Annotated in this window: 11 protein-coding genes; 4 read left to right on the forward strand and 7 right to left on the reverse strand. The window is 71.6% G+C overall.

The features are described from left to right. The first annotated feature begins 35 nt into the window (after positions 1–35). Positions 36–1,913: an MFS transporter gene (locus tag ACWC09_RS41385; RefSeq protein ID WP_450856206.1), complete on the forward strand. Its 1,878-nt coding sequence runs from the start codon at positions 36–38 to the stop codon at positions 1,911–1,913. A gap of 7 nt (positions 1,914–1,920) precedes the next feature. On the opposite strand, the gene ACWC09_RS41390 is transcribed toward ACWC09_RS41385, so the two are convergent. The 3 genes from ACWC09_RS41390 to ACWC09_RS41400 all read right to left on the reverse strand — a co-directional run bounded on the left by ACWC09_RS41390 (position 1,921) and on the right by ACWC09_RS41400 (position 4,416). Next, complete coding sequence (locus ACWC09_RS41390) at positions 1,921–2,796, reverse strand: MerR family transcriptional regulator (protein WP_450856217.1); 876 nt, start codon at positions 2,794–2,796, stop codon at positions 1,921–1,923. Between the two features lie 111 nt (positions 2,797–2,907). Next, positions 2,908–3,414, reverse strand: a complete 507-nt coding sequence (locus ACWC09_RS41395; RefSeq protein ID WP_450856207.1) for a glutathione peroxidase — start codon at positions 3,412–3,414, stop codon at positions 2,908–2,910. Positions 3,415–3,423: 9 nt separating this feature from the next. Then, positions 3,424–4,416 carry an ArsR/SmtB family transcription factor gene (locus ACWC09_RS41400; protein WP_450856208.1) on the reverse strand — a complete coding sequence of 331 codons (993 nt, stop codon included), beginning with the start codon at positions 4,414–4,416 and terminating at the stop codon, positions 3,424–3,426. Between the two features lie 84 nt (positions 4,417–4,500). Between ACWC09_RS41400 and ACWC09_RS41405 the strand changes: the two genes are divergently transcribed. After that, complete coding sequence (locus tag ACWC09_RS41405; protein ID WP_450856209.1) at positions 4,501–5,742, forward strand: MFS transporter; 1,242 nt, start codon at positions 4,501–4,503, stop codon at positions 5,740–5,742. Here the strand turns inward: ACWC09_RS41405 and ACWC09_RS41410 are convergent. The 4 genes from ACWC09_RS41410 to ACWC09_RS41425 form a co-directional block, all read right to left on the reverse strand. Next, positions 5,636–6,544 (reverse strand): slipin family protein, encoded by a 909-nt coding sequence (locus ACWC09_RS41410; protein ID WP_450856210.1) that lies wholly within the window; start codon positions 6,542–6,544, stop codon positions 5,636–5,638. The two genes, ACWC09_RS41405 and ACWC09_RS41410, sit on opposite strands and share 107 nt — an antisense overlap. Before the next feature lie 148 nt (positions 6,545–6,692). Next, the gene (locus ACWC09_RS41415) at positions 6,693–7,742 is read right to left on the reverse strand and encodes an aminoglycoside phosphotransferase family protein (RefSeq protein WP_450856211.1); all 1,050 of its coding nucleotides are present in this window, start codon (positions 7,740–7,742) and stop codon (positions 6,693–6,695) included. 105 nt (positions 7,743–7,847) lie between these two features. After that, positions 7,848–8,789: an N-acetylmuramoyl-L-alanine amidase gene (locus tag ACWC09_RS41420; RefSeq protein WP_450856212.1), complete on the reverse strand. Its 942-nt coding sequence runs from the start codon at positions 8,787–8,789 to the stop codon at positions 7,848–7,850. A gap of 148 nt (positions 8,790–8,937) precedes the next feature. Then, entirely contained in the window at positions 8,938–10,650 is a 1,713-nt protein-coding gene (locus ACWC09_RS41425) for a TROVE domain-containing protein (RefSeq protein ID WP_450856213.1), read from the reverse strand. A 382-nt stretch (positions 10,651–11,032) separates the two neighbouring features. Here ACWC09_RS41425 and ACWC09_RS41430 point away from each other — a divergent pair, with 382 nt between their 5' ends. Together ACWC09_RS41430 and ACWC09_RS41435 are read left to right on the forward strand one after the other, a co-directional pair. Continuing rightward, positions 11,033–11,593 carry a hypothetical protein gene (locus tag ACWC09_RS41430; RefSeq protein ID WP_450856214.1) on the forward strand — a complete coding sequence of 187 codons (561 nt, stop codon included), beginning with the start codon at positions 11,033–11,035 and terminating at the stop codon, positions 11,591–11,593. Between the two features lie 77 nt (positions 11,594–11,670). Further along, complete coding sequence (locus tag ACWC09_RS41435) at positions 11,671–12,888, forward strand: FAD-dependent oxidoreductase (RefSeq protein WP_450856215.1); 1,218 nt, start codon at positions 11,671–11,673, stop codon at positions 12,886–12,888. The last annotated feature ends 201 nt before the right edge of the window (positions 12,889–13,089 follow it).

Here is a 13,089-nt window from a genome sequence, read left to right on the forward strand (position 1 = left end):
ACAGAAGACAGGACACCCACGGGGAGTGCCTTCAGGTGGCCACAGCGGAGCCGACACGCGCCGACGACGCCGATCCGGGCCCGGGAACCGGCCCGCGAATACGCGTGCCCGCACCGCGCGAGATCGAGCAGCGGCGCGAGTACGAGGCCACGGGTGCCCGCCCGGAGGACGACCGCGAGTCCCGAGTGACGCGCGCCTTCCTCGCGCTGCGTGAGCGGCTCCTGCGCCACCCGGTGCTCTCCATCACCGTGCTCGCCGGCGCACTGCACCTCGTCTGGTTCTTCACGTTCGCGAACAGCGGCGGCGACCTCGCGGCACAGGACGCATGGGCCGAGTTCGTCGGCCGGCACCCCGACTCGGCGTACAACCTCGCCTGGTACGGCGGCATGCACCCGGTGTCGTACAGCATGGTGTCGCCGTACCTGATGTCCGTGCTCGGTGTCCGTACGACGATGATGATCGCCGGGACCGTTTCCGCCGGGCTGCTCACGATGGTCCTCATCCGCAGCCGGTCCGTGAAGAACCCCCTGTGGGCCTCGCTGGCGGGCGTCTTCGCCTTCCTCTGCAACGCGGCCTCGGGACGGGTGACCTTCGGGCTCGGCACGGTGTTCGCGCTGGGCGCGGTCGCCGTGGTGTTCTGCTGGCCCCACAAATGGCGGTACAAGCGGTGGGCGAAGGCGCTGTGCGCGGCGCCGCTCGCCGCCCTCGCCACCATGTCGTCGCCGGTGGCCGGGCTGTTCGTGGGCCTGGTGGCGGTCGCGCTGTTCCTGCAGAAGCGGCGCCCGGGAGCCTGGGCCCTCGGTCTGGCACCGGCCGCGGTCGTCGCGATCTCGGCCTGGCTGTTCCCCTTCGCGGGCACCCAGCCGATGACGATCGCCTCGGTGATCCTGCCGTTCCTCTACGCCGTCCTCGCCTTCGTCCTCGTCCCCAGGCAGTGGACGACGGTCCGGCTGACCTCCGCGGTGTACGGCCTCTCCGTCCTCGCGGTGTGGATCGTCAGCTCGCAGATCGGCTCCAACATCACGCGCCTCGCGATGCTGTTCGGCGGCGTCACGCTGGTCGCGGCGCTGCCCTTCAAGGTCCGGCGCTCGCGCGAGTGGTGGCTGTGCGTGGTGGCCATCGCCGGGTTCACCTTCTGGATCGGCTTCAAGGCGGTCGACGACGTCGTCCGTACGACCCCGCGCGCGTCCTGGGCCCGGGAGCTGGCACCCCTCGTCAACGAACTCCAGGACGTCGGCGCCGAGAAGGGCCGCGTCGAGGTGGTCCCGGCCCGCTCCCACATCGAGGCGTCCACCCTCGCGCCGTACGTCAACCTGGCCCGCGGCTGGAACCGCCAGGCCGACATGGAGCGCAACCCCCTCTTCTACGACGACACACTCAACTCGGCGAACTACCACGAGTGGCTGCGGCGCTGGGCCGTGCACTTCGTCGTCCTGCCGAAGGACGTGCCGGACGGCGACGGCGGCGAGCGGGAGCGGGAGCTGGTCCAGCGGGGGATGCCGTATCTGAAGCAGATCTGGGGCGACGCCAACTGGCAGCTGTTCCGCGTGACCGACCCGACCTCGCTCGCCGAGCCGAACGCGGTCGTGGACCGGGCGGAACAGGGCGAGATGACGATGCGGGTGAAGAAGCCCGGCCGCATCCTCGTCCGCATCCCGTACTCGCCGTGGCTGAGCATCGTCGACGCGGAGGGCAAGAAGCTGAAGCCACCGCAGGAGACGGAGGCGTCCAAGAACCGCGCCGACGGCGATCCGAAGTCGTACGACAACGTCAACGGCTGCCTGATGGAGACGGAGAAGGACGCGAACGGCGACAAGTGGACGATGCTGATCGCTCCGCGGGCGGGGACGTATCGGCTGGCGGCGCCCTATACGTTGCCGCGAGGCACTCCGTGTCCGGACGAGCTGAAGTGACCGTGTGTCACGCGCCGGACGGGCTGGATGTGCTCACCCGCACCGGGAAGGCGACGTCACACACCTCGTCCTCCGGCCCCGCCGCATCCCAGTCCGCGAAGTAGATCTCCCGGCAGGGGCCCGCCATCTCCAGCCCCTCCCCGGCCATCCACTGCTCCACCGCCTCGAAGGCCGCCAGGATCTGGGGATGGGCCACCTGGGCCTTCGTGATGCGGGTGTAGGCGATCCGCTGGGCCGGTTCCACGCGGACCCTGGCCTCCCAGGGGCGGCCCTTCGCCTCCGCCCACGCCCGTGCCGCCGTCTCGTCCGCCACCGGCACGCACGACTCCGCCGGGCCGTCGCTCTCCATCGAGACCTCGGAGTGGTAGACGACGTACGGTGCCGCCGTCACGCCGCCGCACTCGCGGGCCGCCGCCTCCAGCCGCGTCAGCGACGCGCCGATCCACGCCGGCAACTCGTCGGCCAGCGTGTGCCGGGTCTCGGTGATCACCACCCGGGCCGGTACGTCCACCGTCTCGACCACGAACTTCCCGTACATCTCGGAGCTCCTCCCCGACAGTCGTCCACGGAGGTACTCGGCGAGCGTCCGCTGCCCGGCGAACCGCGTCTCGACGTCCGTCCAGTACGCGGCGAGCACATCGGCGGCCCGTGAGCCGTCCGCCTCGACGACCTCGGCGATCCTGGCCAGCGGCATGTCGAGCTGCCGCAGCAACGCCACCAGCCGGGCGCGTTCCACCTGGTCGGCGCGGTAGTAGCGGTAGCCGCTGGCCTCGTCGATGTGGGCCGGTGCGAGCAGGCCGAGGCGGTCGTACAGCCGTAGGGCCTTCGCCGAAAGGCGCGCACGGGCCGCGAACGCGCCGATGGTGAGCAGTTCCTGGTCCACCACTGCAGCCCCTTTGCTGGTCGGCTCGCCCCTTCGGCTCACTCTCCCTCCGTCACCGGACGGGTCTTCCGCCCGGTGACCAGGAGGCTCATCCCTGCCCCAGGGGCAAGGTCAACCGGCGAGCTGTGCCTCGAGCGCGGCGACCAGTTCGGCCGACTCCGGCTCGGTCTGCGGCGAGAAACGGGCGACGACCTCGCCGTTCCGCCCGATCAGGAACTTCTCGAAGTTCCAGCGGATGTCCCCGGTGTGTCCCTCGGCGTCGGCGAACCCGACCAGACGGTCGTAGAGGGTGTGCCGGCCCTCGCCGTTCACCTCGACCTTCTCGGTCAGCGGGAAGGTCACGCCGTACGTCGCCGAGCAGAACTCGGCGATCTCCTCGGCGCTGCCGGGCTCCTGCCCGAGGAACTGGTTGCAGGGCACGCCGAGCACGGTGAAGCCCTTGTCGGCGTACTGCTTCTGGAGGTTCTCCAGGCCCGTGTACTGCGGGGTCAGCCCGCACTTGGAGGCCACGTTCACGATGAGCACGGCCTTGCCCGCGTACTGCGAGAGGTCGGCGGAACCGCCCTGGAGGGCATCGATCTGCACGGCGAGAGGGGAGTTGCTGTCAGAAAGCGTCATAAGCGGATGCTAACTCCGGTACATGTCGGAGCGGTGGTTGGCCTGCGCCTCGACGAGGACCTCTCCCGCCGCGGTCCGCGAGTACAGCACCGAGCGCCCCGCCCTTCGCCGCTCCACCAGGCCCGCGTCCAGCAGCACCTTCAGATGGCGGCCGACCGAGCCGAGGGCCTGGCCGGTGACGGCGACGAGCTGGCTGGTGCTCAGGGGGGAGGCGAGGAGGGCGAGGACCCCGGCGCGGGCGGGGCCGAGCAGGGCCGCCAGGCTCGCGGGGGCGGGGCGGGCGGAGTGGTCGGCGAGGGCGCCCTCGCAGGCGTAGATGATCGCGTAGCGGTCCGGTTCCTCCCAGGACACCCAGCCCGCCTTGGGCGTCACCGGCACGAAGACCAGCTCGGCGCCGGAGATCTCGCGGGGCGGGTACTCGTGCAGGTTGACCTGGAGGCGGTTCCCGCCGAGCCAGCGGGTGCGGCCCGGCCGCAGCGCGTCCAGCACCGCCGCCCAGCCTCCCTGGCTGACCTGCGCGGTCCGGGCGACCACATCGGCCTCCAGGATGCGCCGACGCCGGTCCCAGTACGGCCGTACGGTCTCGGTCCAGACGTAGGAGAAGAGGTCGGCCGCCCGGGACGGAAGGTCGTCGCGGTCCAACTCGGGCGGGAGCGGGGCGCGTTCGAGGGCGACCGTGATGTCGGCGCGGGCCTGGGCGGGGGAGACCGACCGGACGCGTGCCACCCCCGCCTCGAAGGTCTCGCCGTCCTTCGGGGTGGGCGTGAGGAAGTCGGCGATCCAGCCTCGGCCGAGGCCTGCGCGGACGAGGCGCGCGGTCACGGGGTCGGTGGCCAGGCGCGCCCGGTAGGCGGGCAGATGGTCCCGCAGCCAGGCCTGTTCACCGGGGTGGGCGGCCTGGCCCCGGTGCAGCAGCTGGAGGGAGGCGAAGGTCTCCGCGAGCGGGGAGAGCACGAAGCGGCTGCGGGCCAGTGTGTCGGCGTTCACCTGCCACCAGCCCATGAGTCTCCCTGCCTCCCCGTCCGGATGTTTCGCGTCTGCGCGAAACAATAACCACCACCGGCCGGCCCTTCCGAGACTCCCTGCATGCGCAGCTACCGAGACCTCTTCCGCACCCCGGAGTTCACGCCCTTCTTCCTCTCCGCCGCCGCCCAGACCGCCGCCCAGACGATCGGCGGTCTGGCGCTCGGCACGCTCGTCTACCGGATCACCGACTCACCGCTGCTGTCGGCGGTGAGCATGTTCGGGCCACAGCTCGCGCAGGTGCTGGGGGCGACCTTCCTGCTGTCGGGCGCCGACCGGCTGCCGCCGCGCTCGACGCTGACCGGCATCGGTCTCGCCTTCGCCGCCGGTACGGCGGTGTTGGCGCTGCCCGGACTGCCGGTGTGGGGCGTCTTCGCGGTCGTGCTGGTGCAGGGTCTGGTCGCCTCGCTGGGCGGGGGAGTGCGCTGGGGGCTGCTGAACGAGATCCTCTCCAAGGAGGGCTATCTGCTGGGGCGTTCGGTGTTCAACATGCTCTCCGGGCTGATGCAGATCACCGGGTTCGCGACGGGCGGTGCGCTGCTGACGGTCCTGTCACCGCGGGTGTGCCTGCTGCTGGCGGCCGTGCTCTACGGTGTCTCCGCCCTCGGCGTCCGGCTGGGCCTGACCGCCCGGCCGCCGCGCTCCTCGGGGCGGCTGTCGGCCGGGGCGACGTGGCGCACCAACGGCCTCCTGTGGTCGTCCCGGCCCCGCCGCCTCACCTACCTGGGCCTCTGGGTCCCCAACGGTCTGGTCGTCGGCTGCGAGTCCCTCTACGTCTCCTACGACCCCCGGGCGGCCGGCGCGCTGTTCGCGTGCGGGGCGCTGGGCATGTTCGCCGGCGATGTGACCGTCGGCCGGCTCGTGCCGCCCGCGGTCCGGCCCCGGCTGGCGACCCCGCTGCTCCTGCTGCTGGCCACGCCGTACCTGCTCTTCGCCCTGCACCCGGCGCTGCCCTGGTCGGCCGTCCTCGCCACCGTCGCCTCCGCCGGCTTCGGCGCGAGCCTGGTGCAGCAGGAGCGGCTGATGGCGCTCACCCCGGACGAACTCTCCGGGCACGCCCTGGGGTTGCACTCCGCCGGGATGCTCACGATGCAGGGCGTGGCCGCCGCCGTGGCGGGCTCGGTGGCCCAACTCACCTCGCCCGCCACGGCGATGACGGTCATGGCGGCCGCGTCGGCCGTGGTGACGCTGGCGCTCGCTACGGCTGCTCGACGACCGCGGTCCGCGGGTCGGGTGCCGGAAGCGGAGCGGGGACCTGTGCCGGAGCCGGGATCTGCGCCGGGGTCGAAGCCGGTTCCGTCGTAGGAGCCGGGGCCGGTGCGGGCACCGGCGCCTCCCCGGCCGCCATCTTCTGCGTCGCCTTGTCGAAGTACCGCAGCAGCTCCACCGGGAACGGCATCACCAGCGTCGAGTTCTTCTCGGCCGCGACCTCCACGACCGTCTGGAGAAGCCGGAGCTGCATGGCCTCCGGGGTGTCCGACATGATCCTGGACGCGTTGGCGAGCTGCTGGGCCGCCTGGAACTCGCCGTCCGCGGTGATGACCCGGGCCCGGCGCTCGCGCTCCGCCTCGGCCTGCCGCGACATGGACCGCTTCAGGGACTCCGGCAGCTGTACGTCCTTGATCTCGACGCGGTCGATGTGGATGCCCCACTGCGCGGCCGGGCTGTCGATCATCAGCGCCAGCCCCTCGTGCAGCCGCTCCCGGTCGGTGAGCAGGTCGTCCAGATCGCTCTTGCCGATGATCGAGCGGAGGGAGGACTGGGCGACCTGGCCGACGGCGAAGACGTAGTCCTGGACCTCGATGGCGGCCCGGACCGGGTCCACCACCCGGAAGTAGACGACGGCGTCGACCTTGACCGAGACGTTGTCCTTGGTGATGCCCTCCTGGGTGGGGACCGGCATGGTCACCACCTGGGTGTTCACCTTCCGCATCCGGTCGACGAACGGAATCAGGAACGTGACGCCCGGCTGCCGGTACTCCGGCAGCGCCTTGCCCATCCGGAACACGACACCGCGCTCGATCTGGTTGACCACCTTCATCCCACTGCGCAGCACGAGCAGGGCCCCTACGGCCAGCAGCACGACCGCGACGACGGCGCCTTCCATGGCACTCCATTCCCCGTTGAAGATTGTGACGAAGGGTTGTGACAAGGAATGGGACACGGCACGGGGACGGTTGGATGCGGTCGCGAGTGTCAGGAGATCGTCAAGAATCGGACCGCGTTCGGCCGACGGTGGGAACCGCGCCTCCGTTTCATTCGGGCCGGGTGAGCGCGAGCGGCGGTTCGTCGGCGAGGCGCAGGAGCGAGCGGGCGATCTCGGTGCCGTTCGCCAGGTCCGTGCCCGCCGCCGCGCCCGGGAAGAGACGGCCCCAGGAACCGGCCCGCCCGATCGCGCCGAGCCGCCAGGCCGGGGCGAGGGCGCGGCGCAGCTCGGGCAGGGAGCGGTCGCCCGCGGTCCAGGGTTCGAGGTAGGCGTCCCGGAGGCGGGGCAGGACGTCGGGGCCGTGACGGTCGACGGCTCTGCGGGCGGGGACCAGGAAGCTGCAGAAGGGGTGCGAGACGAGAGCGTCGCCCCAGTCGAAGAAGGTGAAGCGGTTCGTTCCCGGCGTCTGTTCAGGCGCGTGGAAGACCTGCCCCTCGTGCAGGTCCGCGTGGTCGAGCGAGTCCCCGACGCCGAGCGCCGCGAGCTGCGCGCACCACTCCGTCACCCGCGGCCGCAGCCCGTCCAGCACCGCGCGCTCCTCGCCCGTCAACGCCCCGTTCTCCTCGACGAGCCGGTCGAGGACGCCGGGCAGGGAGGCGGTACGGGCCCCGGGCACCCCGAGGGACTCGATCCGCTCGGTGTACGGCAGCAGGGAGCGCTGCAGCTCCGCGTACCGGCCCAGCATCTCCTCCCAGGCCCCGGCACCGGCCTCGCCGGAATCGAGCACATCGGCGAACCTCCGCCCGCCGTCGGGCAGCAGCGACCACCCGCGCCCCGCGTCCACGGCGAGGGGCGTGAGCACCTGCCCCGGCACCCATCCGGCGAGCGCCTCGCCGAGCCCCGCCTCGAAGCGGCTGCCGGGCGGGTTGGCCTTGAACCAGACGGGGCCGTCGCCTCCGTCCACCGCCAGCCGCACCAGCACGGACCAGGGCCGTACCCGCACCTGCCGGGGCCCGGTCTCCCGCAGCCGGCGCGCGCCGAGCACCCCGCTCGCCCATGCCAGGGCCTCGGCCCGCCACGCCAGGTCGTCCCAGGGCGTCACTGCCTCGGGATACAGCTTGCGGTCAACGGTCTCCGAGGTCTCCGGCATCTCGCTCATCGGGCCATCCCATCAGCGGGCGAGCGGGAGAGCATCCGGATTTCATCGGGAGGGCAGCGCTTCTCGACAGGGCCGACGTGACGGACGCCGCGGTGCGGGCCCGGCTCAGGCCACGACCGTGAACAGGCCCGTACGGTCGCCCAGTTTGCTGAGGGAGATCTTGCCGGGGATGCCGTCGGCCTCGCCACCGGAGTAGCCCAGGTGGCGCTGCCACTTGGCGTACGCGGCGATCGTGGTCGTACCGAAGGAGCCGTCGCCCGCGTAGGTCTTGGCGAGGTAGCCGAGCTTGACCAGGGCCGCCTCGGTGAGGTTGGTGCCGGCCATGTAGGTGACGTGCCCCTGTTTGGCGTTCGGGTCGGCCTTCGCGGCCTGGGCCAGGCGGGAGAGGTCGACGCGGGGCCTGCTCGCCGAGCCGGTGGTCGGCTTGGTCGGCTTGGACGGGGCCGACTTGCCGACCGTGACCGCGAGTTGCTTCTTCACGTCGGCCCGGAAGTCGTCCATGTCGAAGCTGGGGTCGACCTTGCCGGGCTGCACCTCCTTGTGCCCGGCGACCGAGTTCTCGGACCAGCCGTGCGCCCGGCAGATCGCCGCCGCCCACAGCACGGCCTGGCGGTACTGGTCGTCCGGGTAGGGGTCCTTGCCGTTGCCGAGGTTCTCGATCTCCAGGCCGTAGAGGCAGTCGTTGCCGTCGGCGTTGGCCTGGTTGTCGGTGGGAAGCGGGGACTTCTCGGCGCGCAGGGCGTTGAGGACGTCGAGGTCGACGGCGCCGGCGTGGTTGGCACGGCCGTTCGCGAGCGTCCACAGCCCGTCGGTCTTGCCGAGCCAGGCGTGGCAGAGGGGGCCGGGGAGGTCGGATCTGCCGTTGTAGCAGAGCTCCCTGTCGCCGTGTCCGGCCGTGTGGTGGATCAGTACGCCGATGACGGGGCCGAAGGTCTTGCCGGTCGCCGTGTCGCGGTTGTGGGTCTCCCAGCCGCTGTGCTCGTGCACGGTGAGGCCTTCGGTCGTCAGCGCGGTGAGCATCTGCGCGGCGGTCAGAGGTGTGGCCATTGCTGCGGTCCTTTCGGATGGACCCGTTGACTGGGCTGCCTTGCCAGGGAGTTGCTGTGGGGGACCGCGTGCGGGCGGCAATCGCTTTCGTACCTGACTGCGACCGCGGAAACCACGCGCCGCGCGGGGGCATGCCCTTTCAGGTGCCCTAAAGGGCACCCGCGCTCCGGGAACCGCCGGTCTCCCACGGCCACTTGGCGTCCCGGCCCGCTTCGACGAGCGGGATCAGCCGGAACGCGGCGTCGCTCAGGCCGCCGAAGGTGTGGCGGTGCGGGCCGGACGCGGCGTGCGCCATGGCGTAACCGGCCAGGTTCCAGGTGTAGACGGGGATGTGGAAGGGGACCGCCTGCAGCGGGTTGAACCACCGGGTCAGCTCGGTCTGTTCGTCGGTCACCACGACCACCCGGTCGTGCCGGTCGTAGTGCCGGTTGAGCGCCGCGGCCGTGTTGGTGCCACCGAGGTCGTGGAAGCGGTCCAGGACGTGCAACACCGGTTCGCCCGGGGCGAGTTCGATACGTCGACTGCCGGTTCCGAACTCCACCAGGTCGGCCCGCTCGGCCCGCAGCGCCAGCGCCGTACCGAAGACGGCCGCCGAATCGGCCCGGTTGAGCCGGGTGTGCTCGCTGGGCCGGTCGAACATCGAGCCCGAGCGGTCCACCAGGACCAGCGTGCGGCCGGGCAGTTCGGGCACGTTGGCGAGGGAGTGCCCGAGGGCCGTCTCCAGGGCCTGCTCCCAGCGGCACGAGGGCGCGTTGCGGTGAGCGGCGAGGTAGCGGAAGGGGAACTGGCGGGAGCGGCGCACCTCGTCCGGGTCGGAGATCCGGGCGGCCACCTCGGCGGCCGCCCGGTCGCTGAGGCCGGCCTGGTCGAAGTTGCGCAGGTTGCGGACGAGGGCCATCACTCCCATCGAGGGGATCAGGGCCTCCCACACGGCCGCGTCGAGGGGGCTCTGCAGCCAGCCCGCCACCGACTCCCAGGTCATACCGGCCGCGGCCAGCCGCTCGGCACCGTCCGGTGCGGTGACCAGGGTGTACCGCTCCTCGACCGGCACGGCCAGCAGCTCCCGGTGCGTGGCGAGCAGCGTCTCGCCGGAGGGCGGCAGGGCACGGTCGGGGCGGTGGCGGCGGTCGATGGCGTAGCGGAACAGGCCGCCCTGCCACGGCCGTTGCGGGTCGGGGGAGGGGTGGGTGAGCTCGATGACGTCGCCGAAGCGGTAGGCGTGCGAGGCGGTGTCGTACTTGAGGAGCGCGCGACCGGTGTAGAGCCGCCGTACGGCGTCGGCGATCCCGCGCTTGAGGGGCTGCGGGAGTCCCCGCCCGTACCGGGAGGTCCAGTACGCGATCAACTCTCCGGGCTCGTCGGCCCGTTGAAGTACGGTGGCCACGGCCTGGCGGGAGAAGCCGACGGCGCCCGCGTCCAGCCTGGCCCGCACGAACTCGGCCGCGCCGACCAGGGAGGCGGTGCGCATATGGGCCTCGGTGCGCAGCCAGCGCAGCAGGCCGAGGGTCCACTCGGGGTCGCTGACGGCGAGGGTGCGGACCAGCTGCGCGTAGCGCTCGTCGCGGGCGCCGGCCTCCTCGTAGAAGCTGTGGTGGCCGACCATGTTGGCCATGGCCAGGAGGAAGAGCTGGGCCTTCGGGGGGCGGGCGTAGCCGGCACCGCCCTGGTGGGTGCGGCTGTGGCCGTGCGGCCAGGAGGCGGGCGGGCGCGAGGCGGTGCGGGTGGTGGCGGACGGCGGGAGCAGCCACCGGCCGTGGGTGGAGAGCGACGACGTCGCTCCGCCTGCGGTCAAGCCCGGTATCTCTGCCTGGATCTCGGTCCTGGCCTCGGACTTGGCCCGCTGACGGTTGAAATGGGGCATGCAGAAGGTCCCTTGGGAGACGTTCCTGGAAAAAGCTCTTGGAGAAGAGCTCTTGGAGAAGAAAGAGGTCTTTGAGAAGAGGTCTTGGAGAAGCTCTTGGAGAAGAGGTTCTTAAGAGAGAGGCGCCTTCCGAGATCAGTAGTGGCACCGGGGTGGTGTTGCGGCTTTGTCAGGAAGTAACCGGGGCACAGCGCATCGGAAGGCGTCGAACAGGCACGCTAGCGGGTGCTTTCGGAGGGCGCACCCGAATTAATTCGCTCCGGTTCGGCCGGAAGGCGGTGGTGACACGGGCTCGGACCGCGTCCATGATGGGTGGGTTATGGGGGGTTCGGTGGCTGTGCTTTGTCTGCGCCGACGCGGTCGGATGCCGCGGGTGGTGCCGGTGGCGGCTGTCCGGGCAGGGCTGTTCTCCGCGCTGGGCACGGTGGTCGCGAGCACGGTCCATCACCTGGCCTTCGACTCCAGTCCCTCCTTGAGCGTGCGCGCACTGGCAGCTGTTCTGCTGTTCGTGGTCGCGCTGCCCGGCGCGGGCCACGACAAGCCGCTGGTACGGCAGGTGCTGCTGGCGGTGGGCTCCCAGCTGGTCGTGGGCTACTGGTTCGTCCGGGCCGACCCCGCGGTGAACGTCCCGGCACACGCCTTCTGGCCGTCCTCCCTGCACGCCGGGGCGCCCGTGGTGGCCGCGCATGTGGCGCTGACCGTGCTGGGCGCGGTGCTGCTGCACGGCGTCGACACCTGCCGTCGGCGAGTGCTGTGCGCGGCCGGGCGTGAGCTGCTGGAGCGGTTGTTCGCGCCGTGGTCCACTCCGCTTGATCTGGACACGGACGCGGTGGGCTGCCGCCCCTGCCCCGGGCCGGCGGTCGACGGCCCGACCCGTCTTCTCCTCGCGGACAGCGTCGTACGGCGTGGGCCGCCCTGCCCCTCCGGGTACCTCGCGATCTGACCTTCCGACCCGTTCCGGGATCCGTCATGTCTGCGTGCGGGCGCTCAAGTGCGCCGTACCAGGGGGGAATTCAACTCATGTCCGAGAACACGTCCACAGCCATGTCCCATGTGTCGAACATGTCGAAGAACGTCGTGGTCATCGGGGCGGGCCCCTACGGCCTGTCCACCGCCGCGCATCTGAAGGCGCGCGGCCTGAGTGTCAGGGTGTTCGGTTCGCCGATGGCGAGCTGGGCCGAGAACATGCCGGCGGGGATGCTGCTCAAGTCGCCGCCGGCCGCGTCGATGCTGTCCGCGCCGAAGCCGGGGTTCACGCTGGACGACTACGCCCGTGAGGTGGGGGAGGCGCGGCTGAGCGGGCACGACCAGGTGCCGGTGGAGATGTTCGTGCGGTACGGGCGGTGGTTCGGCGAGCGGCTCGTGCCCGAGGTGGAGGACGTGCGGGTGACGGCCGTCGACCGGCGGTCCGACGGCCTCTTCCGGCTCGGGATCGCTTCCGGGGAGGAGGTGCGGGCTGCGGTCGTGGTGGTGGCCAGCGGGATGGACGGCTTTGCGTATGTGCCGGGGCCGTTGGCTCCGTTGGTCGGTGAGGGGCTTGTCTCGCACAGTTCGGACCATGCCGACCTCGGGAAGTTCGCGGGGCGGGACGTGGTCGTGGTGGGGGCCGGGCAGTCGGCGCAGGAGAGTGCGGCGCTGCTGCACGAGGCGGGGGCTCGGGTGCGGCTCCTCGCCCGTGCCGAGAAGTTGGTGTTCGGTGGCGGGCCGACGCCGGGGCCGCACTGGCAGCCGGATACTCCGCTCGGGCGTTCCTGGGCGCTGTACGCGGTCGTTCATCAGGCGGCGGCGTTTCGCTATCTGCCCGCTGCCACGCGGTTGCGGCTGGTGCGGCGTGTGTTGGGGCCCTTCGGGTCCTGGTGGCTGAAGCCGCGGCTCGACGGGGTGGTTCCGGTGCAGCTCGGGCGTCGCATCACCGGGGCGCGGCGGGATGGCGAACGGGTTGTCCTGTCCACCGGTGATCGGCAGGGGCGTACCCACGTCCTGGACGCGGACCACGTTCTGGCGGCCACGGGTTATCGCGTCCGCGTCGACGCGCTGGACTTCCTGGGCCCGGAGCTGCGTTCTCGGCTGACCCGTACGGGGGGCTTTCCCCGGCTGGACCCGGGGTTCCAGTCGTCGGTGCCCGGGCTGTACTTCACGGGGATCCAGGCGGCGGGGACGTTCGGGCCGCTGCTGCGGTTCACGTGTGGGACGGAGTTTGCGGCGCCGCGGTTGGCGGGGGCGGCGGTGCGGGTGTAGGTGCGGCGCCGTTGTGGGTTTTCGCGCAGTTCCCCGCGCCCCTGATGCCTGCGGCGCAGCTGCGGGTTGGGTGGGGGCTGGTGTAGCGCCTGCGGATGGTGGGTGGGTCGGGGCCGGGGCGGGGGGTGTCCGTCCTCGGTCGGGCGGTGCTGTGTCTTTTTGAGGTGCGCGGTGATGGACGCCCGCCGCTGCGGGCGATCG

It is taken from the genome of Streptomyces sp. NPDC001617 (genome assembly GCF_053596855.1).